The organism is Photobacterium rosenbergii, assembly GCF_003026455.1.
Lineage (GTDB): Bacteria > Pseudomonadota > Gammaproteobacteria > Enterobacterales > Vibrionaceae > Photobacterium > Photobacterium rosenbergii.
The window spans coordinates 16,926-38,363 of the sequence record NZ_PYMB01000006.1 but is presented as its reverse complement, the minus strand read 5'-3'; the positions used below and the strand labels follow the sequence as shown (position 1 = coordinate 38,363).

The 21,438-nt window shown below is 51.6% G+C and carries 24 protein-coding genes; 10 read left to right on the top strand and 14 right to left on the bottom strand.

Features of this window, described 5'->3' with window-relative positions; all coding sequences use genetic code 11:
- Positions 1 to 23: 23 nt before the first annotated feature.
- From C9J01_RS14705 to C9J01_RS14680, 5 genes are all read right to left on the bottom strand, one after another.
- On the bottom strand, positions 24 to 614 hold the full coding sequence (locus tag C9J01_RS14705; RefSeq protein ID WP_107298918.1) for a YhgN family NAAT transporter: 591 nt from the start codon (positions 612 to 614) through the stop codon (positions 24 to 26).
- Positions 615 to 784: 170 nt separating this feature from the next.
- On the bottom strand, positions 785 to 1,030 hold the full coding sequence (locus C9J01_RS14700; RefSeq protein WP_107298917.1) for a YecH family metal-binding protein: 246 nt from the start codon (positions 1,028 to 1,030) through the stop codon (positions 785 to 787).
- Positions 1,031 to 1,128: 98 nt separating this feature from the next.
- Positions 1,129 to 1,461 (bottom strand): putative signal transducing protein, encoded by a 333-nt coding sequence (locus tag C9J01_RS14695; protein WP_237156979.1) that lies wholly within the window; start codon positions 1,459 to 1,461, stop codon positions 1,129 to 1,131.
- Between the two features lie 68 nt (positions 1,462 to 1,529).
- Complete coding sequence (locus tag C9J01_RS14690; protein WP_107298916.1) at positions 1,530 to 2,156, bottom strand: lysoplasmalogenase; 627 nt, start codon at positions 2,154 to 2,156, stop codon at positions 1,530 to 1,532.
- 948 nt (positions 2,157 to 3,104) lie between these two features.
- Positions 3,105 to 3,470 carry a DUF4145 domain-containing protein gene (locus C9J01_RS14680; protein WP_107298915.1) on the bottom strand — a complete coding sequence of 122 codons (366 nt, stop codon included), beginning with the start codon at positions 3,468 to 3,470 and terminating at the stop codon, positions 3,105 to 3,107.
- A gap of 226 nt (positions 3,471 to 3,696) precedes the next feature.
- Between C9J01_RS14680 and C9J01_RS14675 the strand changes: the two genes are divergently transcribed.
- Positions 3,697 to 4,029 (top strand): DUF2500 domain-containing protein, encoded by a 333-nt coding sequence (locus C9J01_RS14675; RefSeq protein ID WP_107298914.1) that lies wholly within the window; start codon positions 3,697 to 3,699, stop codon positions 4,027 to 4,029.
- A gap of 9 nt (positions 4,030 to 4,038) precedes the next feature.
- Here the strand turns inward: C9J01_RS14675 and C9J01_RS14670 are convergent, their stop codons facing one another.
- Positions 4,039 to 5,043: an acyltransferase gene (locus C9J01_RS14670; RefSeq protein ID WP_107298913.1), complete on the bottom strand. Its 1,005-nt coding sequence runs from the start codon at positions 5,041 to 5,043 to the stop codon at positions 4,039 to 4,041.
- A 155-nt stretch (positions 5,044 to 5,198) separates the two neighbouring features.
- Complete coding sequence (locus tag C9J01_RS14665) at positions 5,199 to 5,921, bottom strand: SDR family oxidoreductase (RefSeq protein WP_107298912.1); 723 nt, start codon at positions 5,919 to 5,921, stop codon at positions 5,199 to 5,201.
- 553 nt (positions 5,922 to 6,474) lie between these two features.
- On the opposite strand from C9J01_RS14665, the gene C9J01_RS14660 reads away from it, so the two are divergent.
- Together C9J01_RS14660 and C9J01_RS14655 are read left to right on the top strand one after the other, a co-directional pair.
- The gene (locus C9J01_RS14660) at positions 6,475 to 8,070 is read left to right on the top strand and encodes an AbgT family transporter (protein ID WP_107298911.1); all 1,596 of its coding nucleotides are present in this window, start codon (positions 6,475 to 6,477) and stop codon (positions 8,068 to 8,070) included.
- Positions 8,071 to 8,202: 132 nt separating this feature from the next.
- Positions 8,203 to 9,042: a LysR family transcriptional regulator gene (locus tag C9J01_RS14655; RefSeq protein ID WP_107298910.1), complete on the top strand. Its 840-nt coding sequence runs from the start codon at positions 8,203 to 8,205 to the stop codon at positions 9,040 to 9,042.
- Here C9J01_RS14655 and C9J01_RS14650 read toward each other — a convergent pair.
- Positions 9,020 to 10,270, bottom strand: a complete 1,251-nt coding sequence (locus C9J01_RS14650; protein WP_107298909.1) for an EAL and HDOD domain-containing protein — start codon at positions 10,268 to 10,270, stop codon at positions 9,020 to 9,022. The genes C9J01_RS14655 and C9J01_RS14650 overlap by 23 nt on opposite strands.
- A gap of 77 nt (positions 10,271 to 10,347) precedes the next feature.
- Positions 10,348 to 10,965, bottom strand: a complete 618-nt coding sequence (gene rhtB / locus C9J01_RS14645) for a homoserine/homoserine lactone efflux protein (RefSeq protein ID WP_107298908.1) — start codon at positions 10,963 to 10,965, stop codon at positions 10,348 to 10,350.
- A gap of 147 nt (positions 10,966 to 11,112) precedes the next feature.
- Between rhtB and C9J01_RS14640 the strand changes: the two genes are divergently transcribed.
- Positions 11,113 to 12,114: an alpha/beta fold hydrolase gene (locus C9J01_RS14640; protein WP_107298907.1), complete on the top strand. Its 1,002-nt coding sequence runs from the start codon at positions 11,113 to 11,115 to the stop codon at positions 12,112 to 12,114.
- 95 nt (positions 12,115 to 12,209) lie between these two features.
- Entirely contained in the window at positions 12,210 to 13,010 is an 801-nt protein-coding gene (locus C9J01_RS14635; RefSeq protein ID WP_107298906.1) for a Cof-type HAD-IIB family hydrolase, read from the top strand.
- Between the two features lie 58 nt (positions 13,011 to 13,068).
- On the opposite strand, the gene C9J01_RS14630 is transcribed toward C9J01_RS14635, so the two are convergent.
- Positions 13,069 to 13,530, bottom strand: a complete 462-nt coding sequence (locus C9J01_RS14630) for an EVE domain-containing protein (protein ID WP_107298905.1) — start codon at positions 13,528 to 13,530, stop codon at positions 13,069 to 13,071.
- Positions 13,531 to 13,598: 68 nt separating this feature from the next.
- On the opposite strand from C9J01_RS14630, the gene C9J01_RS14625 reads away from it, so the two are divergent.
- The 4 genes from C9J01_RS14625 to C9J01_RS14610 all read left to right on the top strand — a co-directional run bounded on the left by C9J01_RS14625 (position 13,599) and on the right by C9J01_RS14610 (position 17,420).
- Positions 13,599 to 14,642 carry a COG3650 family protein gene (locus C9J01_RS14625; protein ID WP_107298904.1) on the top strand — a complete coding sequence of 348 codons (1,044 nt, stop codon included), beginning with the start codon at positions 13,599 to 13,601 and terminating at the stop codon, positions 14,640 to 14,642.
- 83 nt (positions 14,643 to 14,725) lie between these two features.
- The gene (locus C9J01_RS14620; protein WP_107298903.1) at positions 14,726 to 15,307 is read left to right on the top strand and encodes a tRNA-uridine aminocarboxypropyltransferase; all 582 of its coding nucleotides are present in this window, start codon (positions 14,726 to 14,728) and stop codon (positions 15,305 to 15,307) included.
- Between the two features lie 94 nt (positions 15,308 to 15,401).
- Entirely contained in the window at positions 15,402 to 16,832 is a 1,431-nt protein-coding gene (locus C9J01_RS14615; protein WP_201797831.1) for a coniferyl aldehyde dehydrogenase, read from the top strand.
- Positions 16,833 to 16,850: 18 nt separating this feature from the next.
- Entirely contained in the window at positions 16,851 to 17,420 is a 570-nt protein-coding gene (locus tag C9J01_RS14610) for a TetR/AcrR family transcriptional regulator (protein ID WP_107298901.1), read from the top strand.
- Between the two features lie 69 nt (positions 17,421 to 17,489).
- Here the strand turns inward: C9J01_RS14610 and C9J01_RS14605 are convergent, their stop codons facing one another.
- The 4 genes from C9J01_RS14605 to ftnA all read right to left on the bottom strand — a co-directional run bounded on the left by C9J01_RS14605 (position 17,490) and on the right by ftnA (position 20,597).
- Positions 17,490 to 18,029, bottom strand: a complete 540-nt coding sequence (locus C9J01_RS14605; RefSeq protein ID WP_107298900.1) for a DUF3332 domain-containing protein — start codon at positions 18,027 to 18,029, stop codon at positions 17,490 to 17,492.
- 270 nt (positions 18,030 to 18,299) lie between these two features.
- On the bottom strand, positions 18,300 to 19,487 hold the full coding sequence (locus C9J01_RS14600) for a BaiN/RdsA family NAD(P)/FAD-dependent oxidoreductase (protein ID WP_107299083.1): 1,188 nt from the start codon (positions 19,485 to 19,487) through the stop codon (positions 18,300 to 18,302).
- A gap of 165 nt (positions 19,488 to 19,652) precedes the next feature.
- Positions 19,653 to 19,988 (bottom strand): universal stress protein UspB, encoded by a 336-nt coding sequence (uspB, locus tag C9J01_RS14595; RefSeq protein WP_107298899.1) that lies wholly within the window; start codon positions 19,986 to 19,988, stop codon positions 19,653 to 19,655.
- Between the two features lie 81 nt (positions 19,989 to 20,069).
- Positions 20,070 to 20,597 (bottom strand): non-heme ferritin, encoded by a 528-nt coding sequence (gene ftnA / locus C9J01_RS14590; RefSeq protein ID WP_107298898.1) that lies wholly within the window; start codon positions 20,595 to 20,597, stop codon positions 20,070 to 20,072.
- 297 nt (positions 20,598 to 20,894) lie between these two features.
- On the opposite strand from ftnA, the gene C9J01_RS14585 reads away from it, so the two are divergent.
- Positions 20,895 to 21,317, top strand: a complete 423-nt coding sequence (locus C9J01_RS14585) for a universal stress protein (protein ID WP_107298897.1) — start codon at positions 20,895 to 20,897, stop codon at positions 21,315 to 21,317.
- The last annotated feature ends 121 nt before the right edge of the window (positions 21,318 to 21,438 follow it).

The window sequence follows — 21,438 nt, the reverse complement described above, 5'->3', positions numbered from 1 at the left end:
TCGTTTTTTTATCACACCGGCAGCTAGCCAATCATGAAGAACTTGCGGATCCCGTCCAGGAACATCTGGGTCGATATCATGATCAACAACAAGCCCATCAAACGCTCGACGGCCTTGAGCCCTTTCTCACCCAACAGGCGGTTGAACACCTCGTAGAACATCAGGATCACAAACGACGCGCCCCACGCCAGCAAGACGGCTATCACCCAGTCCCCAGTACGGCCCGGCTCCTGATTGGACAACAACAGTAATGAGGCCAGCACCGAAGGCCCGGCAATCATCGGGATTGCCATCGGTACGATAAACGGCTCTTCACCGGCAGCAAGGCCGGTCACGCCACCCGGTTGGGGGAAGATCATCCTGATTGCGATAAGGAATAGGATAATACCGCCGGAAATACTCACGGTCTCGGTCGAAACATGCAGGAAGTTCAGCATCTTCTGGCCGCCGAACAAGAACAACAGCAAGATCACCAAGGCAATCAACAATTCACGGATCATGATAAAACGGCGGCGCTTTGGCTCAATGTGCCGCAGGATAGACAACATAACCGGCAAGTTGCCGAGCGGATCCATGATCAGAAATAGCATGACCGCCGCAGAAATAATTTCCACAGAGCAGACCTCAGATAGTGAATAAATAAAAGAAGTTTCAAGAAATAAGAACGATCAGCCAGAATGCTAACCGGAGGCGGGAGAGTATAACAAACCATCAGCGGGGTGGCGATATTTTTACCACCCGCATTTCTCAGCGGCCAGCTGGCGCCAACCGCTTCACAGCAGCATTAGTGATTGCACATACGCTCACGGTTGGCCGCCACATATTCACCGTCTTGTACCACTTTGCGGCGATCTAGCAAGAACGTCATCAGGGCATCAAAAGTCAGATCTTGCTGGCTACAGGTATAGAAACGTACATCTTCACCGTACTCCGCCACAATAGCCTGCTTCAGGCTGGCAAAGGTATAGGGTGTTTCCGCTGCCAACAACATATTCAACAGGTTATGGGCGTGGACTTGATTATCACTCATGGTAGGCATTCTCTTCACGAATTAATAACCGCATTGTAGCGCTATGCCGTTGGGGAAAGTTTGACCAGAAACAAATTAGTGCATTTTGTATGTATGTTTTAGGATCCTGCCGCCCTGTCCCGTCCGCACTGCCAGCACAATTCAAACTGGCTACCATTTTGCTCGCCACAACCTGTACACACCCAAGCGGTCTGATCGGCCTGCTCATATTCGGCAAGCAACCTTTGGGCACTCGATTGCTGGAAGTCCCTCACCCAAAGGCCCACTTCTACCGCATTAGCCGGCAACTCCCCGACTGCGGATCCAAGGCCTTCCCCGCTCAGCTGCACGGCAATATGCTGGGCTTCTAGCATCCCTTTGAGGCTATGCGCTTCAAGCGAATTAGCGGCATCATATATTTTGCACCAGTTATCCGACATCACCTTCCCCATTGATATAACCTCTCTTCAGTATGATCCAAAGACAGGCTTTTAGATGAAAAAGTTTCATTAATCAGTAACTAAACAGCCAGTAAAGTGGCAACAATCAACGATTGGGCAAGGAAATAGCTGGTCATCACCATGGTGGTCGCCGACTTGAAGGGCCCACGGAAACGGTCAATGGCTAAACAGAGATCGGAAAACATAAACACCGCCGCACCAGCAAAAGCCAGCAGCGCCATGGTTGTCGAAGTCGTCAGCCAAAATTCACCGGCCGCCCAAGCCATCTGGGCTATCACGGCAATATATATAGCGACAGGGATCACCATCTTGCCCAATGAAGGCAACAGCAGCAGGAACACTATTACACCTACCGCCGCGAGCATCGCGGGTAACCACCAGACTATCTGGCTACCGAGCTGTGACCAAAAAGCCACAGAATAGGCAACATGCGCCAGGGCAAACGCACTTAACCCCATGATGAACCGATCTTTAGGCCACATTAAGAAAACATCGCCAGCCACTGACAGCACAAGGCCTAGCATGATAGCCATGTGATAAAAGCCACCATCACCAGCCTGCCAAGCCACACTGATTAACAGCAGCATGGTAAAAGGCTTGAAAATATAGAATTGCCAACGGGGGCCGTGATAGGCCGCCGTTATATGTAGAAGAGCAGAAAGAGCAATGGCTAACCAAACCCACATAGTTTCACCGTTATTATTTTGAATATGTCACTGACAATAACTCGGCTTATCAGCGGCAAGCACAGTTTAGGATCTGGTAGGCGATTGTCTAGCAAGGAAAGTCAATAACTAGCGGAGAATCATATTAATGAGCCTATCGGCGGCTGTTCTGTGAGCCAACCATTATCACCCAAAAGAAAAACAAAAAAGCAAACGTTTGGCATCGTTGCCAGTATCCCCCCTTACCCTAGAACAAATCATGAGGCATTGTATTATCGCTAAAGCATCCATTTAAACCTGCTTTAGCTTATCTAGCACCATATATAAAACAACAACTTAAACACAAATCAATCTTTTAATATCAGTTAAACCAGCTGCTTACTATCAAACTCTCAACAACAGTATCACAGTGTTATCCAATACATAAATGATTGCCAAATATGCATAACCTCCATAGGTAATCTTAAGCTCAAGCTAACCAAGAAAGGGAAAAATGTCATTTGAAACCATTTTAGATCCCTAGACCACCCTAGGCTTATTTTTATATACAAAGATTAAAGAACCCAAAACAGCTCACAATACAACCAAAAATAAACAAATAAAAACAATAGCTTAAAACCAAAAAGCAAGATGATGCAGCAATTGAGACACTTTTTATCCAAGCCAAAAAACACAATTCACTTACCTAAAATAGGCCAAGACAAAGTCCATAAACTATTTTTATGACAACAATATGACAATTTAACTTGAGAAATGCATAAAATTAATGCTATTCTTATTTACAACATCAATCCAGCAGCAAAAAAGGAGCCTTACCATGTTCACTTCTTCTCAAAAACAAGGCCTTATGATGATCGCAGTGGTTGTCGGACTAATGACGCTGCCTGTGATTTATTAAGCAAAAAAAATTCAAAAAAAGGTGCCTATCAGGCACCTTTTTTGTTTTCAGGGTTTTATCGCCAGCACGGCTTAAGGGGTCAAATCAATACGGTGCCAGTGAATGGAGTAAAACCAGATCGCCAATGCCGTAACACCCACCACCAACAGGGCAGCAGCCGTCCAGACAAAACGTCCACTGCGCGGGGTCAGCTCTTTCTCACAGGCATTACAAGCCGCAATAAACCCTTTTTTATCATCGAGCTTGTAACCTTCTTCATGAACGGTTTTATTTCGGACCGAGGCAATAAAACGTAACTTGGGGATAATTTCATGAGGCAGGCGTTCTTCACAGCTAGTGATCAGCTGGTGCAAGCCTTTGCCCTCAGCATGGTAATGTTCGCGCAATAGGCTTTCTATCCGCCTTGAACGCGTTACCACTAACTCAATGTTTGCCATCTACTCTCTTCCTTGCTGTTTCTTTTTACTAACTTACCTCGACTTTGCCCTAAAGCAAAGTACCGCGTTTCCCCTACCCGCAGATACCTGCAGGGAATCGCTGTTTTGTGGGAAACATATTCCCCCCCAACAACCCAGCCGCGATCACGCTTTTCACCGCCAGACATATCCAGCCCCATTGAGTTGCACAATAATGATTGCCAGTTGTTTGCAACAAGGAGATCCCATGCCCATTGCTATCCCAGCCACCATTATTGCCTTACTGGCTGTTGCCCTTTATTGCTTTGTCCACATTTACCGCAAACACACTTTGGGCGAAAACGCCCCTGAGCGGCAAATCGAAGTCGAAATCCTCGACAAACAGAGTACCCCGGTCATAGGTGCGCGCCCCGGAGAAGATGACGAAGAGTATTGGATTTATGTCCAACCGACCAAAGGCGGGCCAAAGCGGGAATTTATGGTGGGTATCCATTACTACCACGCTCTGAACCCGGGAGATAAAGGGGTGATGACCTATCAGGGCACCACTTTCCGCCACTTTGCACTCAAACGGGATTAACGCTGCCGCCTAGGGGACCAACCAGGCTGTTTTCGGGCTCTTCGCTAACAGCCAACTGGCTGCCAGGGCTAGGCCTGTAATGATCACGGTCCAGAACGGGATCATCAATACTGGTGGCAGGAAGTACCAATCATAGGCCCTTACCGGCCATAGGAAGATCGGGTGCAGCAGGTAGATGCCAAGGCTATAGCGGCTCATAAAGGCCAGTTTATCAAGGGTCCCCTCGCTCAGCTTATCTGCCACATACCTGCCAAGCGCAAAAATCATGGCGGCAATCAAAGCGGTGTTGAGTGTCTTGTAAGACATCCAGCGCCCAACCTTATATTCCCCAGCGGCAAAACTATTGCTGAGCACCATGGCATCGGTGAGCAGCAGGGCCACAATGCCCAATGGCAGCAACCACTTTAGGCTCGGCCAGCGCATCTGGAAAACACAGTAACCAAACAGTAAGTACCCACTATATAAAACCAGCTCGTGGCTCCATGGCCCATCGATTTTAAACAAGAACAATGTCGTCAGGGCCAACCATACCAGCGCCAGCGCCAGCGTCGCCTGCCTATCATAATGCTGGACAAAATAGCGCAGGAAAGGGACAACAAAATAAAGCGGGATGAAATAGTAGAAAAAGCCAAGGTGATAGTAGGTTTCATGAACCGGTAAGGCTTTTAACGTATCGAGGGCAAGGCCACCATCGAAGCCGGCAGGAGAAACACCAGATAGCCAGGCATAGAAAACCGACCACACCAGGAAAGGTACCAACACCTTACCGAGCCGGCGGCGGACATAGTAGCCCAGTTCGAACGGGCGGGTATCGGTCAACATCAGGGCACCGGTGATCATGATAAAAACCGGCACCGCCCAGCGGCTGAAGCTATTGAAGGTCGTCGCGGTGATCCAGCCGCTGTCGGGCATAATCCCAAACTGATCGCGGTAAGGGCCGAGCACGTGGATCACCACTACGGCCACAGCTGCCACACAGCGCAGCACATCAAAAAAGCGAACCTTCTCCCTCACTTCAGCCCCCTAAAAGCACAAACAAAAAAAGGTATCCTCGTGGGATACCCTTTTGAATATAGCAGGCTGTATTTATTAAATAACTGAATCAGCGCAGATTTACCGATAAATTCACTGACCGCTGACATTCAGTCCCGCGTGCAACCCAGTACGGCTTAAGGCTGCTGGCGTGTCGCTGCAAGCACAATCTCGCGAATACACAGGTGCTGCGGCTGCTGGTAAGCATAATTGATGGCATTAGCAATATCCTGCGGTGCAATCACCCCGCCCATGCCGTCTTTCCATTCTTCGTAGCCCGCTTTGATATCATCACTGGTGGTATGGCTCAGCAGCTCAGTTTCCACCGCTCCCGGGGCAATGGTAATGAAACGGACATTGTCGTCAGCCACTTCCTCACGGATATTTTCAGTGATCGCATGCACGGCAAACTTTGTGCCGCAGTAAGCCGCGTGGTTTGGGAAGGTCTTGCGGCCAGCGATCGAGCTGATATTGATCACGGTACCACCCTGACGGGCTTTCATCTTGGCCAGTACAGCATGGATACCGTTAAGCAGGCCCATCACATTGACATCGAACATGGTTTTCCACTCTGCCGGATCTTGCTCATGGGCTAGTCCAAGCAGCATGACACCGGCATTATTGACCAAACAGTCAACCGGACCGTACTGGGCTTCCGCTTCTTCAATGGCGGCAGCAAATGCCGGGCCATCGGTCACATCCACTTGGCGGCATAGGGTATTCGGTAGGCCCAAAGCGGTCAATCGGTCGATACGGCGAGCCAGCAAAAGCAATGGGTGGCCTTGCGCTGATAACGTTTTGGCCGTCGCTTCACCAATACCCGAGCTTGCACCTGTGATCACAACGAGAGACTTAGACATAGTTTCACCTTATATATAGAAAGAGAACATCACCCCGGGCTCTTGCCCGCCAGGTCCATACCAGTGGCCACCAGCAGATGGGCGCTACTATATCGGCCTAATCCCTTAGTGAAAAATATCGATTACCTCTGTTTATCATAAATTTTAGCTATGGATACAAGATCCACCTGACATATCCACCAATCAATTGATAAAAATCCGTTAATAAAATGCTATCAGGCCACGTTGGGTAGGCGATAATTTGCCCTTTTTGTGAGTTTAAGCACGCTTTTTTCGGGCTGCTTTTTCTAATTAATTGATATCCGGTTATTGAACAAAGGTTAACAAACCGAAAATGAACAACCAATTTCATAAAGATCAACAATAGCAAGCGGAACAACCATCACGAAATCAGCATGTAACCACTAAAAATTAACAACAAACAGACAAAAAATAAGCAACTGACACATTTTGACACAATTATATCTTGTTTGTGACGTTAACAATGACGTAACCTTCCCCGCGACAAGAGATGTACCCATTGATGGGATTAAAACGATAAATGGAGGTCGTGATGCATTCATCTGCTTCACCGCAAACACAACAACAACCGAAGAAAACGTTATTTACCCGTTTTCTAGATACCGTCGAGTGGCTGGGTAACCTGCTACCACACCCAATCACCCTTTTTGCCCTTTTCTGTGTGGCAATCCTGGTCGCTTCTGGTATTGCCGGCTACTTCGGCGTGTCTGTCGTCGACCCGCGCCCTGAAGGCGCCGCAGGCCGAGCTGCTGACGGTATGATCCACGTGGTCAGCCTGTTCAATGCAGAAGGCCTACAAAAAATCGTTGCCAACTTGGTGACTAACTTCACCGGCTTTGCCCCTCTAGGTACCGTACTGGTTGCCATGCTGGGTGTGGCAATTGCCGAACACTCAGGCATGCTGTCTTCAGCAATGCGTGGCCTAGTTATGGGTGCCTCTAAGCGCATGGTGACACTGGTTGTCGTCTTCGCAGGTATCATTTCTAACACGGCATCTGAGCTTGGCTACGTGGTACTTGTTCCACTAGCGGCAATGCTATTCCACTCACTGGGCCGTCACCCGCTAGCCGGTCTGGCTGCAGCGTTTGCCGGTGTATCCGGTGGTTACAGTGCCAACCTTCTGCTAGGTACCGTTGACCCGCTATTGTCGGGCATTACCCAGACAGCGGCACAAATGATCGACCCGAACTACGCTGTTGGCCCTGAGGTTAACTGGTACTTCATGTTCGCTTCGACGTTTGCCATCACCATCATGGGTGCATTCGTTACCGAGAAGATTGTTGAGCCGAAACTGGGTAAATACAACCCGGAAGAAGCCAGCGAAGACCTGGGCGGAGACAAGCTTGGCAAGATCACTGCCCTTGAGAAGAAAGGCCTGAAAATGGCTGGCCTTGCAGCACTAGTTGTTGCGGCGCTACTGGCACTAACCATCGTTCCGGAAAACGGCATCCTACGCCACCCTGAGACGGGCTTGGTTGCAGGCTCTCCGTTCCTGAAAGGTATTGTTGCCTTCATCTTCGTATTCTTCGCTATCCCAGGCTTTGTCTACGGTAAAGTGGTTGGCACCATGAAGAACGACCGCGATGTTATCGATGCGATGTCAAAATCCATGTCTTCAATGGGTATGTATATCGTGCTGGTTTTCTTCGCTGCACAGTTCGTTGCTTTCTTTAGCTGGACCAACTTCGGTCAGGTATTTGCGGTTGCTGGTGCGGACTTCCTACAGTCTATTGGTCTAACAGGCCCTGCACTGTTCTTCGCCTTCATCCTGATGTGTGGCTTCATCAACCTAATGCTAGGTTCGGCGTCGGCGCAGTGGGCAGTAACAGCACCTATCTTCGTTCCGATGCTAATGCTGGTTGGCTACGCACCGGAAACTATCCAGGCGGCTTACCGTATCGGTGACTCAGTGACCAATATCATCACCCCGATGATGAGCTACTTCGGTATGATCCTGGCGGTTGCAACTCGCTATAAGAAGAACCTAGGCCTAGGTACGCTTATTTCGACTATGCTGCCATACTCGCTGGTATTCATCGTTGGCTGGAGCCTGATGTTCTACCTATGGGTATTCGTATTCGGTATCCCTGTAGGTCCTGGCGCAGCCACATACTACAGCGTAGGCTAATCCTACTCTCTGTCACCAAAGCCGGGCTCTTGCCCGGCTTTGTGTTTTCTGACTGTATCGTTTTCCTAAACACTATGCTGGCAAGGCTTCTTTGCTATCATAGCCACATCACTTGCCTGCCAGAGTAAAACCATGGATCTACGCCTGCTGCGTTTTTTTGTTGCGGTCTACGAAGAAAAGAACATCACCCTCGCCGCTGAACGCTGCTTTGTCTCCCAGCCTTCAATCTCTAATGCCATCAAGCAGCTGGAAGATGAGCTCAACACCACCTTGTTCGAGCGCCACAAGAAAGGGGTCAACCTGACCGACGAGGCGCACTACCTCTACCCGCTGGCTGTCCGCCTTCTGGGGGATGTCAACCACCTGCCATCGCTGTTCCAGCAACGTACCGAGTGCTTGCCGCTTAAGCTAGGTAACTTCCCCGACCTGAGTCAGGCTGCCCTGGCCAAGGTATTTAGTTGCCTACGCGAGCATATTCCCAACTTGTTACTGGAATTAGTCGATCATGATGGGCCAGCCGATGCACGACTGACCCTGGATATGTTCAAGCAAGATGATGAGATATTCCTGCCGCTCTGGGAGGAGGACTATGTGCTGTGTATGCTACCTTCCCACCCGCTGGCCAAGCTGGATAAGGTCAAGCCAGAGCAGCTCCACCAGCATGATTTTATCGAGTGCCCACCCTGCGAAGCCCACCAGCAGACGATTGGTTTGTTAGCCTGTGATGGACTCGCGGTTAACCTGGTGGCCAAGGCCGAGCATAAAACCCAAGTGATGCATCTGGTCCAGGCTGGACTTGGGATCTCTTTCCTGCCAACCGGTGTGCTGGAAACAGCCAAGGAATTGGTGACCGTTCCGCTTGATGGGCCAAGAATGTTCCGCCGGCTGGGCCTTTGCTACCCGGCCAACAAAACGCTCAATCCGGCCCTAACCGAAACGGTGAAAGCCCTTAGCCAGTTTTTGCGACAGTAAGAGGACGTGGCGGGGCTTGGAGGTCGTATTTGGATGACCACTGCATGGCAAGCTGATAACTCTGACCGATACGCGGTGCATCAATCGCCAACGCCTGCCCCAATAGGCTGACCTGACGCCACTGCGCCTGCTCATAAGCCACAGATAGGTCTAACAGTTGCCCCAGAGGCCCTTGCCTGTGCAGCAGGGCCTGACGGATCTCTGCCTGCAACGGCAATTGGTTGAGAAGTTCATCCAAGGGTTGGTCGAGCAAGGCATCAATCAAAGACAGTAACCCAGCCATAAACGCAGGCTTGCCTTCTATCCCCTTACCACTGGCTGTGGCAAGGATTTCGCACATCCTGCCACGCTGAAGCGACAAGGCATACAACTCATGGGGCTTATCCAACGAAGCCTGTGCCGTGGCGACCGCACTGACAAACACCTTGAGCTTTTCTTCGCCGAGGTAAACCAGTGCCTGCTTGAATTCACTGATCGGCACCTTGAGCCTATCAACGGCCGTGTTGACGTAGCGCAGCAACAGGAAAGAGAGAGACAAATCAGAAGCGATGATCTGCTCCACCCGCTCGAAGTCAACTTGCTCGCGGCACACTTCCTGCAACAGGCGCAAGGTCGATAGCCGTTCAGGTTTAAGGTTGCGGTTTTTGAGCAACTCGGGACGGCTGAAATAATACCCCTGGAAAAAATGGAATCCGGCCTCATAGGCCCGGGTGTAATCAGAGTGGGTCTCAACTTTCTCAGCCAGAAACATCAGCTTCTTGTCACGGTTGTGAGCGATAAACTCGCACGCCGCCTCGATACCTATCTTGAGCAGGTCAAGCTTGATGATATGGACAAGCGGCAGGAACCGCTCCCAGCGGGGATCCATATTGAAATCATCGAGGGCAATCATATATCCCAGCCGATTGAGGTGCCGAATAGCCAAAAACAAATCGTCATTCGGCTCACACGTCTCCAACACTTCAATCACTACCTGTTTTTGGGGTAGCAAGGTCGGCAATAGCCGGATCAGGCTTTTTTGGGGGAAGTTGATGAAGCAGCGCTTACCTGGCTGGGCCATGCCATCACGATCGGCCATAAAACTGTTGACCATCAAGCGGCAAGTCGCCTTGTTCTCGTCAATATCGGCAGGAAAGGCATTACTCTCACCGTCACGGAACAGCAGTTCATAGCCGGCTGTTTTCTGGTGGCGATTGAAGATGGGCTGACGCGCAACGTAGGAATACATAAAACTGAAAGACTCTCCACAACAGAGGACAAATACCGCATTGCCTCAGTGGCTGCCCCATACAGGCAGCCGTAATCTTAGGCCTTGGCGCCCGCCAGCAGTGCCCCACACCCGATAAACATCGAGCCGAACACGCGGTTTAGGGCAGCCATTATTCTTGCCGAGCGGATATAACCCGCCAACTGGGAGGCCAGTACCACATATCCCAGCATTACCAATGTATCAACCGCAATCGTGGTGAGCCCAAGTACCAATAGCTGGGCCATTTGCGGTTGGGAAGGGTCGATAAATTGAGGAAATAACGCCACCAGAAAAACTACTGTTTTAGGGTTAGTCAGGTTGACCAGCACGGCCTGGCGGCACAATTGGCGGGCGGGCACTTGCGGGCTATCACCGGCGATCTGGAACTGCCCCCGATCACGCCACTTCTGTACCCCAAGCCAAATTAGGTAGCCGACACCGACCCATTTGATCACCGTAAACGCCGTTGCTGACTGGGCGATCAGAGCGCCAAGACCCACCCCCACCAGCACAATATAAACTCCCAGGCCGATTTGCAGCCCTGCAATCGATGCTAGGGATTTGCGCCAGCCATAGGTCATGCCATTGCTAATGGAATTCACCGTTCCCGAACCCGGCGCGATGCTAAACACAATCGCTGTCGCCAGGTAAGCCAACCAAATTTCAAGCTCCACAGACTTACTTCCTTTTCGCTATTCTACCAAAGGCTTGGCATTAGCAGCATAAAAATGCCAAACGTTAACAGCTGTTCACACCTTCTGGCAACAGGTAGGATTACATTGGGTTATACTTGCCCCAGATACTGTTAACCGAGATGATGAATGACTGTCCAGCCCCCACCTTATTTTGACCTGTCCCAGGAAAACCACTTTGATGAAACCATGGCCGGCCCTGCTGCCGCACTTTGGCACCAACGCCAAGAAGGGATGTTCCAGGGCGTCAACAACACCAATATTGGCTGGGTCTCATTCACCGGCAACAACCCGGACAGGGCCATTATTGTAGTCAACGGCCGGGTCGAGAGCTATTGGAAATACCAGGAGCTGTTCTATGATCTGGTACGCCAAGGCTATGATGTCTACTCCCTCGACCACCGTGGACAGGGGATTTCTGATCGCCTCGCTGAAGATACCGAGCTTGGTCATGTCGGCCACTTCAACGACTATGTCAGCGATTTAGATACGTTTATCGAATCGGTGGTCAAGCCCAAAGGCTACCAGCAACTCTTTATGCTCGGCCATTCCATGGGCGGCACTATTTCTAGCCTATACCTGGCCCGCCATCCGGGCACCATTGAGCGGGCTGTACTCAGTGCGCCAATGCACGGTATCAATATCAGCAAGTGGATGCGGCCAATTGCTTCTCCCCTTGCCCGGGTCATGGAGCAACTCCAACGCCAGCCTAGCTATGCGCCGGGACAAGTCCCTTACTACCCCAAGCCTTTCAGCAACAACCCACTGACCCAGAGCAAAGTGCGCTACCAGTGGTTCAGGGATCTCTACGAGCATAAGCCGGAGCTTAAGATCGGTGGCCCCAGTGCCCGCTGGGTATGGCAGGGGCTTGCGGCTGCCAAAAGCTGTATCAGCGAAGCGGGTAATATCACCACCCCAGTCCTGCTGCTGCAGGCCAGCGAAGATACCATCATAGATAACGCTGCCCAGCAGCAGTTTCACCAGGCGATGCAGCAAGCCAACCGCGACTGCCAATTCAAAGTCATTGAAGGGGCCCGCCACGAGCTATTCTTCGAATCAGATACCTTCCGTACCCCTGCTTTGGCTTCTGCACTTGAGCATTTCCGGAAAGCGGAAATACCCAACGCATAAAATAGCCTCTTTTCTATTGGGGGAACTGGTTTAAAATTGCACTGTTTCCCCAATACCAAAAGTATTGGGCCTCTGTTCCTACCGCGAGAGGTTTCATGTACAAAATTATTGCATCGGATCTGGACGGCACCCTGCTGACCCCAGACCATAAAATTGCCCCATTTACTAAAGATACCCTCAACCAGCTCCACCACCAGGGCAAAGACTTTATCTTCGCCACCGGTCGCCACCATATTGATGTGGCAGGGCTGCGCGAGCAACTGGGGATCCCGGCTTACATGATCACCTCCAATGGCGCACGGGTGCACAACTGCAAGAACGAAGTGATCTACAAGCAAGATGTCGCCCCCGAGGTGATTTCTGGCATTATTGCGATGACCAAACAAGATCCTGAGCTGAAAATCCATATCTACCGCAACGATGACTGGCTGTTGAACCAGGAAGACCCAAGCTTGCGTGAATTCCATGATACCTTCAGCTACCAACTGTTTGACGTTGACAACCCGCCGCTCGAAGGCGTTGCCAAGATCTTCTTCACCCGCGATGACCACGACCACGACAAGTTGGTTGAATGGGAAGACAAAATTAACGCCCAGTTCGGCGAGAAAGCCAATGTGGCTTTCTCAACCCCATGGTGCCTGGAAGTGATGGATGCCAATGTCTCCAAAGGCCATGCGCTGGAAGCGGTTGCCAAAGAAAAAGGCTATGCCCTGTCTGACTGCATTGCCTTCGGTGACGGGATGAATGATGTTGAAATGCTAACGATGGCAGGCAAGGGGCTGGTGATGGGCACGTCTCATGCCAAGGTCAAGGCAGCTCTGCCCGAGAACGAAGTGATCGGCAATTGCAGCGATGAGGCTGTGGCGCACTACCTGAGCGACCAACTGCTGAAATAAGCAATTTATCGGTACAAAAAAGGAAGCTGACGCTTCCTTTTTTTGTTGTTACCAACGGCTATTTAAACTGCCCGGTCATCTGTAGGATTTCCTGCCACTGCCCGTCAGTGACCGGCATAATACTGAGCCGACTGCCGCGCTTGACCAGTGGCATTTCAGCCAAGGCCGGATTCGCTTTCATCCGCTTCAATGACACCAGGCGCAAGTGGCGACGGTACTCGATATCGACCATGATCCAGCGCGGGTTGTCCGGGTCGGATTTCGGGTCGAAATAAGGCCCCTCCGGATCAAACTGGAAATGATCCGGATACGCTTCGCGCACCACCTCTGCGATACCGACCACACCGACATCCTTGCAAGAAGAGTGGTAAATCAACACCTGATCCCCTAGCTTTATGTCATCACGCATCATATTTCGTGCCTGATAATTCCTGACGCCTTCCCAGCAGGAAACTTTTTGCTGCTTGAGCGTGTCTATCGAAAAGGTGTCCGGCTCTGTCTTGAATAACCAATACGCCATTCTGATACTCTTTTATTTATCTGGTATAACTGACTTTATACCCCAGCCTATCACAACGAGGGATCCCGATGATACGCCGACAACTTCCTCTTGCTCCTATTGCCGTCTTGCTGTTGCTGGCTGGCTGCGCCAGTGACCCATCCTCAGCCCCAACGCCCGAAGAAGAAGCTCTCACAACACCCGTAGTGACCACCAGCAGCGGCAAGATGCAAGCCTTTATGCTCCGTGGCCAGGTGATCCTCGGCCACGAGAGCCGCAGCATCCAACCCTGTGGCAGCAATCAGCAGTACTGGCTACATCTGCCGGCCGGCGATCTCCCAGCGGCCAATGCGGTTACGCCACCGGGATACGAACCCATGTACGGCGAGTTTATCGGCTACCTCGAGCCGGCCCCGGAAGAAGGCTTTGCCGCTGATTATGATGCCCGTTTCAACGTCAAACAGATCAACCTGCTGTCTGCCGAAATGCGCCAAGGTTGCCAACAACCCCCACGCAAGACCCGCGCTTTCGGCAATGAACCCGGCTGGAGTATCGAAGTGGCTGGGGATACCGCCTCCCTCAACCGGATCAGCTACCCTACCGAGCAGCAGACCATTACCAGCCGAGATATCCGCTCCGGCCAACAGATCTACAAAGGGCGTGATTTCACCCTGACAATGACCCAGGCCCAGTGCAACGACACCATGAGCGATGCCCTGTTCGGCTGGCAGTCGACCCTCACTTGGCAGGGTATCGAGTACACCGGCTGTGCGACCCTAGGGGCAACGGATGTTACCCAGCATTGGGTGGGCAGCTACCAAGGCCATAGCGAGCTGGGTGCAACCGTCCTGACAACGACCCTGAACCTGCTACCGGATCACTCGGCCGTGACCGAATACAGCTACAGCGACGGTCAACCAGGCCTCAAAGAAAAAGGCTTCTGGCAGCAAGCCGGGGATGGCAAGGTGAAAGTGACCATGGCCCAGTACCAAGGCCGGAGGCTGATCAGCGAGAGGCTCTTTACCCGTGAGGATGGCCAACTCACCACCCGCCAGGAAGTCATCAATGGCGAAACCTATGAGCTAGGGGACAGTGGCCTGATACTGGATAAGCAAAGCCCTATCCAGGATTAGGGATCACTGTACAAAACCATTCCCTTTCCTATCTGGGTTATGCCACACTGCGTGGCATAACCCACAAGCCCATACCCAGCACCATGACGACACCCTGCCCGCGCTGCGGCTTCCAGCACAATTGTATCTGCCATGCCGAGCCGACACTGAGCTGCCCGCACGTTTATGTTCTGCTTACCCATCCCAAGGAAATGGGCAAAGATACCAATACCGGGCAATTGATGGAGCGTAGCCTGCCGCACTGCCAGCGCCAGATTTGGGATCGGGTCAATCCTCCCCAGGCGCTGCTGGAGATGCTGGACGATCCGCACTACCAACCATGGCTGCTGTTTCCCGGCGATGACAAGGTGCCTGCCCAGCCCTTCCAAACCCCACAGGACAAAACCCCATTATTCATCCTGCTCGATGCCACCTGGCAAGAAGCCCGCAAGATGATCAGGCGCAGTCCTTGGCTCGCTTCACTTCCACGTCTGGAGCTCAGCCCGGGCACGGGCTCGTCTTACGCCCTGCGGCGCAACCAGCAACCGGGTAACCTGTGTACCTGCGAAGCCGGGATCGCCTTGCTAGAAACCGCCGGTTTCCATCAAGATGCCCGCCAATTGCAACAGTATTTCGACCACTTTACCGGTGTGTTCCACGCCGATAAAAGTGGCCACAAGAAATAAAGCGCAAAATACCAGCTCACAGACAGCTAAAGTCCTCTATACTAAAAACCGACTGACTAGTCGGTTTTACTGATAGGGAGACCAACCGATGACCGTGGCCGAAAATATCCAGCTCCAGCCGGAGTACTGCACCAACATGGACCGCACGCTTCACACCCAGCAGGCGGCCTTCAGGGAGGCACCGATGCCTTCACTTGATGAGCGCAAGCATCAGCTAACCGCCTTGAAACAGGCCATCAAGCAGCATCGTGAGGCCCTGTGCCAAGCCCTTGCCGAAGATTATGGCCAACGTCATCGCCAAGACTCTCTCGTGGCCGATATTGTTCCCTGTATCAATAACATCAACTACACGCTGAAAAGGCTCAAACGCTGGATGAGGCCCTCACGCCGCCATGCCGGTTTGATGCTTACCCCAGCGAAGGTCACTGTCCACTACCAACCCGTCGGCGTGGTCGGTATCGTGGTGCCGTGGAACTTCCCGGTCATGCTCAGCCTTGGGCCGCTAGTTTCAGCCCTTGCAGCAGGTAACCGGGCGATGATAAAACTCAGCGAGTTCACCCCAGCCACCAACAAGGTGCTACGCACCCTGATAGAAGGGACCTTCAAGCCGGATCAGGTCGCTGTATTTGAAGGTGAAGCCGACGCCGCCGCCCATTTTACCCAGTTGCCATTCGATCACCTGCTGTTTACCGGCTCAACAGCTATCGGCCACCATGTTATGCGGGCAGCGGCCAATAACCTGACCCCAGTCACTCTTGAGCTTGGCGGCAAGTCACCGGTCATTATTGCTGACGATATGCCAATCAGCCTGGCCGTTGAGCGGACACTGTTTGGCAAATGCATGAATGCAGGCCAGATCTGTGTCGCACCCGACTACATCCTGGTGCCACGGGGGCAGACTAAAGCCTTTATCGACAGCTTTATCGGGCAGTTCAACCACCATTACCCAAATGGTGTGGACAATACGGACTTTGCCTCGGTGATCAACCCGCGTCAGTACCAGCGCCTGTGCCAGTGGTTGGACGAAGCCAAAGAGCTTGGTGCCGAAGTCTTCCCATGCCATGACAATGCCCGTAGTGATGACCGCCACCGCCTGATCCCCCACCTACTCAGCAACGTCCCTGAGCATGCTACGGTAATGAATGAGGAAATTTTTGGCCCGCTGCTACCGGTTGTCGAATATGACCAGATGGCTGATGCCATCCACTTCATCCAGCAACGCCCGCGCCCGCTGGCACTATACCTGATGAGCCAAGATCCAGCTGTCCAGCAACAAGTCCGGGATAGCACCATTTCGGGCGGCATGGCCATCAATGAGACCCTACTCCATGTGGCGGCCGATGATGCGCCGTTTGGCGGTATCGGTCCATCGGGGATGGGCCACTACCATGGCAAGGAAGGATTCCTAACCTTCTCCAAGGCCAAAACCGTCCTGACCCAGCACAAATACGCCACCACCGGGCTGATCAAGCCGCCATATAACCGCTGGTGGCAGAAACTGATGCTCGGCTTCTTCATGCGCTGAGCCAGTTGAAGGGAAACCATGAAAAGAAAACAATTACTTGATACCGCCCTGGCCCTGTTCGTAACCAACGGGGTACAGGCCACATCAACGGCCAGCATTGCCCGTGAGGCCGGGGTGGCGACCGGCACCCTGTTCCACCATTTTCCCAGCAAGCAGGATCTGGTCGATACACTTTATCTCGAAGCCAAACAGGATCTGGCCGACGCCCTCGGCACGCCGCCGGACACCGGCCCTTTGAAGGAGCAATTAAAGTTACTCTGGGATAAGGCATTGGCATGGGCCATGGACCACCCTAACCAGCTGAAGTTGATGCTACAGCTCAACCACGATCCGGCCTATACCATTAGCCGCCATCAGGATCTGATGCTGACCACTATGGGGTTCATTGGCGACAGGGTTGAGCAAGCCCAGCAACAAGGCCTGCTGGCCCCGCTACCGATGCCGCTGGTACTGAGTTTTTTCCGCCAGCACTTTCTCAGTACCGCACAGTTGCTTATCGAGCAGCCGGAGCTCGCCCAACAACCACACTACCAACAAGGGGCCTTCCATATCCTCTGGCAGGGCCTGCAGCCAACCAAGCCAAACTAAGTACGAAGCAGCACAAAAAAACGGGAGACAACTGGCTCCCGTTTTATTATGTGTCGTCCTGAGACGCTGTTACGCTTGGTTATTAGCGTACTGACTCAGTTCATCAATACCCACGACAGCAACAAACTCACCGTCAAGGTAGAAGTTCACCTCATCGCCAGCACGCTCACCGCGCAGCACTGCCTGCTTACCACTCTGGTAAACCACGTTCATCTCCAACGTACGCTCATCAACCTGGCGGAAGCTAGCAGCAAAGATGTCGCTGTTCTGTACACTTGCCAAAGGTACCGTCGTCAGAGATGGGTCAAGCTGACCATTTACTTTGAAAATCGCATCGACAGGGGTGTCTGCCACTGCCGGAGATTTGCCGGTGATCGGGTTCTTACCGGTCCAGAACTCAATGGTGTTAAAGATGAACAGATCCGCCGTCGCCGCAATACCGTAAACAGGGCCCAACAGGACAAACAGGCCAGCACGGCCATAACGGTTGTCTACCGCACTCAGGTTGGCTTTTGTTACCAACTGAGAGGTGCCCATTTGACCAATACAACCAGAAAGTGACGTCGCAAGAAGGGTCATTACGATCGCTTTTGATGCGATTTTTTTCATTTAAGCTCTACTCCGCTAAGAGATGATGATAATCATAAAAAAGTGCGCGGATTATAGGCATTTTTAGGCGAGTTGCTAGCAAAAAAAGCAAAAACTTGTCGCTAATTTACAGACGTAAAATCAGGGTAAGAGTTGGGTAAATAAATGGTTAACCATCAGCAGGCTACGGAATTATAAAAACTGGAAATAACCAATAGGGCAATCAATCCAGAAACAACACAGCGGTGCAATGCACCACTGTGTTTTAGCCGTTATAGAGGCATCTTTAGATCAGGCGTACTGCCCGGCAACAAAGCCAGAGCTCCATGCCCACTGGAAGTTATATCCGCCCAACCAGCCGCTGACATCCATCACCTCACCGACAAAGTACAGCCCAGGAACCTGCTTCGCTTCCATAGTTTTCGACGACAGGCCATCGGTATCGACCCCGCCAAGGGTTACCTCGGCGGTGCGGTAGCCTTCTGTGCCGTTGGGCGCAATGCTCCACTTATGGAAATAGTTGGCCATAGCCGTGATGTCTTTCGGGTTGAACTGCTTGAGCGGCTTATCGACCAAATCCCCCCGCTCGATAAGCACTTCAATCAATCGCTTCGGCAACAGGCGAGAGAGCGAGTTTTTCAGGCTCTGGTTCGGATGCTTGTCGCGCATCGCATTGAGGGTCTCTTCCAAGTCCAAATCCGGCAGCAAATCAACAGTCACCTTCTGGCCCGGCGTCCAGTAGGAAGAGATCTGCAAAATCACCGGACCAGACAGGCCACGGTGGGTAAACAGCAGGTTTTCGCGGAAAACAGTGCCATCTTCGGCTTCGACTACGGCAGGGATAGCGATGCCCGACAGCTCGGCGAAGGCTTCTTTGTCTTCCTTGTGCAAGGTGAACGGCACCAAACCCGCTGTCGTTGGTACCATCTTCAGGCCAAACTGCTCGGCAATTTGGTATCCAAACGGCGTAGCGCCGAGTTTAGGCATCGACAAGCCACCGGTCGCCACCACCAGCGACTCACACTCGACCAGTTCGGTATTGAGCTTGAGGCTAAAACCGCTCTCAGTCTTGGTAATATCATGGACATCGATCTGGTAGCGCTGCTGTACCGTCGGCAGATCGCACTCGGCCAATAGCATAGCTACGATCTCTTTGGCTGAGTCTTCACAGAACAACTGGCCATGGTCACGCTCTTCGAAGGCGATGCCGTGCTTGGCGATCATCGAGATGAAATCCCAGTTGGTGTATTGCGACAAGGCTGATTTGACGAAATGCGGGTTACGGCAGACATAGTTACTAGCAGCCACGTCGTAGTTGGTAAAGTTACAACGGCCACCACCGGAGATCAGGATTTTACGTCCCGGTTTCTTGCCATGGTCAACCACCAGCACAGAGCGTCCGCGCTTGCCCGCCTCAGCTGCACACATCAAGCCTGCCGCCCCAGCACCAATTACCACTACATCAAATTTTTCAGCCATTACGCCACCGCTATCGGTCAAAATCAAAAAGGGCTCACCCAACAAAAAAGGGACGCAGGGGCCAGTTGGCCTGCATCCCTAATTTATACAGTTGGCTTACCATCGCCACAGTGCCGCAATTCTACCTGCCCTGCAGGCCGAATACCACAGTGTGAGCACCTTGGCTTAAATACCCATGTACGCAATGACAAAAATAGCGACAAAAAACACCATCAGGTAGGTACTGGCAAGGATAAACAATCGCCGGACCTTGGAGCATTTTTCCATAAATATCGGATCATGGTGATTGTGGTACTGATGGCTTCGGATATAGTGGAAAAGCCGGATTTGCTTGGTGACATTACCCTGGGATGAGAAAAACCCTCGGCCGTCGACCTGTTGATAGAGAAGAGGATCGCATTCGCGCATGACCGCTAGTAAAGTACGCAAAGTACTGACATAGCGGGAAACATTCACCACAGCGACCAAAAAAAGTGCGAGTAAGATTGCGTCACCACTCATAGTATAGCCCCCGAACAACGTGACTTATCAGCTGGCCATGCTCTGGTGAAAAAGGGGCATGGCGAGATGCCCCTAGGCTAGTTAGCCAGCTGGTGTATCCATAATTGATGTCGATCCAGCTTTTGCCATCGCAGAGAGGTCTTTGTCGATGAAGAACAGGGCCTTGCCGTCTTCGCCAACCAGCTCGATCTTGTCAAGAATGCCTTTGAACAGTTTTTCTTCTTCGTGCTGCTCTGCCACATACCACTGCAAGAAGTTAAACGTTGAGTAGTCCTGGGTAGTAAATGCAACATGTGCCAGCTTGTTGATCTTATCGGTGATCAGCTGCTCGTGTTCGTAAGTTTCGCGGAACACGTCACCCAGTGATGCGAACTCGTGCTTTGGTGCTTCAATGGCGCCAAGGATTGGCAGTGCACCGGTTTCACTAACGTAAGTGAAAAGTCGCTGCATATGCTCCATCTCTTCAACGGCATGTTTGCGCAGGAACTCTGCCGCACCTTCAAAGCCCTTGTCTTCGCACCAAGCACTCATCTGCAGGTACAAGTTGGAAGAGAAGAACTCTAAGTTGATTTGCTCGTTGAGTTTATCAACCATTGCTTGAGCTAACATCGCACTACTCCTTTCTATTCTAGTGTATACCAATCTCATCGGGTGGTATGAAAACGCTGTTGTTACCATTGTCACAATGCAAAAGTGAGAATGCAACTCATCGTGCCCAGCGGCAAACAATCTATGACATGTTTTCTTATGTCCAGCGAATAACATTAAAAAGTTTCAATAATTCAACGAATTCCACTGCTAAAATTATTTCGTAAAACAGCGGAACAAGTTGCGATCGCGGTAATATTTTTTCCTAAAATTAGGTGTTAGCATGAAGCAAAGCCCCTAAGTCAAGGAGTGAAAACTATGGCTTACAAACATATTCTGGTTGCTATCGACCTATCCGATGACAGCCATGTTATCGTCGGCAAAGCTGCTGAGCTCGCCAAGGCATTGGACGCCAAATTGTCGCTCATCCACATCGACGTCAATTATGCAGAACTGTATACCGGCCTGATTGATATCAATCTATCCGATGCCCAGAACAGAATGGCCGACGAGGCCCAGAAACAACTTCAGTCACTGGCCGACAAGGCCAACTACCCAGTCTCCCACACCCTGGTGGGAAGCGGCGATCTCAGCGAAGAGATCTGCCATGCTATCGATGATATGGACATCGAACTGGTGGTTTGCGGCCATCACCAAGACTTCTGGAGCAAGATCCTCAGCTCAGCTAAACAGCTCATCAACCGCTCACCGGTCGATATGCTGATGATCCCACTCAAGTAATTCAAGCGTAAACCTTCCTAGTTACGCCTGGCAGGCACGGTCCGATCACCGTGCCTGATTCTATTCCGGCCACAGATCCGATGTCGGTATCCACACCAATTGGCTGTATTTACCCTGCTCT

What these genes read in the sequence shown, in the direction of transcription:
- C9J01_RS14700 (WP_107298917.1), bottom strand. Translation starts at nt 1,030, where the DNA reads ATGAGTGATAATCAAGTCCACGCCCATAACCTGTTGAATATGTTGTTG.
- C9J01_RS14695 (WP_237156979.1), bottom strand. Translation starts at nt 1,461, where the DNA reads ATGGGGAAGGTGATGTCGGATAACTGGTGCAAAATATATGATGCCGCT.
- C9J01_RS14690 (WP_107298916.1), bottom strand. Translation starts at nt 2,156, where the DNA reads ATGTGGGTTTGGTTAGCCATTGCTCTTTCTGCTCTTCTACATATAACG.
- C9J01_RS14680 (WP_107298915.1), bottom strand. Translation starts at nt 3,470, where the DNA reads ATGGCAAACATTGAGTTAGTGGTAACGCGTTCAAGGCGGATAGAAAGC.
- C9J01_RS14675 (WP_107298914.1), top strand. Translation starts at nt 3,697, where the DNA reads ATGCCCATTGCTATCCCAGCCACCATTATTGCCTTACTGGCTGTTGCC.
- C9J01_RS14665 (WP_107298912.1), bottom strand. Translation starts at nt 5,921, where the DNA reads ATGTCTAAGTCTCTCGTTGTGATCACAGGTGCAAGCTCGGGTATTGGT.
- C9J01_RS14660 (WP_107298911.1), top strand. Translation starts at nt 6,475, where the DNA reads ATGCATTCATCTGCTTCACCGCAAACACAACAACAACCGAAGAAAACG.
- C9J01_RS14655 (WP_107298910.1), top strand. Translation starts at nt 8,203, where the DNA reads ATGGATCTACGCCTGCTGCGTTTTTTTGTTGCGGTCTACGAAGAAAAG.
- C9J01_RS14650 (WP_107298909.1), bottom strand. Translation starts at nt 10,270, where the DNA reads ATGTATTCCTACGTTGCGCGTCAGCCCATCTTCAATCGCCACCAGAAA.
- C9J01_RS14640 (WP_107298907.1), top strand. Translation starts at nt 11,113, where the DNA reads ATGACTGTCCAGCCCCCACCTTATTTTGACCTGTCCCAGGAAAACCAC.
- C9J01_RS14635 (WP_107298906.1), top strand. Translation starts at nt 12,210, where the DNA reads ATGTACAAAATTATTGCATCGGATCTGGACGGCACCCTGCTGACCCCA.
- C9J01_RS14630 (WP_107298905.1), bottom strand. Translation starts at nt 13,530, where the DNA reads ATGGCGTATTGGTTATTCAAGACAGAGCCGGACACCTTTTCGATAGAC.
- C9J01_RS14625 (WP_107298904.1), top strand. Translation starts at nt 13,599, where the DNA reads ATGATACGCCGACAACTTCCTCTTGCTCCTATTGCCGTCTTGCTGTTG.
- C9J01_RS14620 (WP_107298903.1), top strand. Translation starts at nt 14,726, where the DNA reads ATGACGACACCCTGCCCGCGCTGCGGCTTCCAGCACAATTGTATCTGC.
- C9J01_RS14610 (WP_107298901.1), top strand. Translation starts at nt 16,851, where the DNA reads ATGAAAAGAAAACAATTACTTGATACCGCCCTGGCCCTGTTCGTAACC.
- C9J01_RS14605 (WP_107298900.1), bottom strand. Translation starts at nt 18,029, where the DNA reads ATGAAAAAAATCGCATCAAAAGCGATCGTAATGACCCTTCTTGCGACG.
- C9J01_RS14600 (WP_107299083.1), bottom strand. Translation starts at nt 19,487, where the DNA reads ATGGCTGAAAAATTTGATGTAGTGGTAATTGGTGCTGGGGCGGCAGGC.
- uspB (WP_107298899.1), bottom strand. Translation starts at nt 19,988, where the DNA reads ATGAGTGGTGACGCAATCTTACTCGCACTTTTTTTGGTCGCTGTGGTG.
- ftnA (WP_107298898.1), bottom strand. Translation starts at nt 20,597, where the DNA reads ATGTTAGCTCAAGCAATGGTTGATAAACTCAACGAGCAAATCAACTTA.
- C9J01_RS14585 (WP_107298897.1), top strand. Translation starts at nt 20,895, where the DNA reads ATGGCTTACAAACATATTCTGGTTGCTATCGACCTATCCGATGACAGC.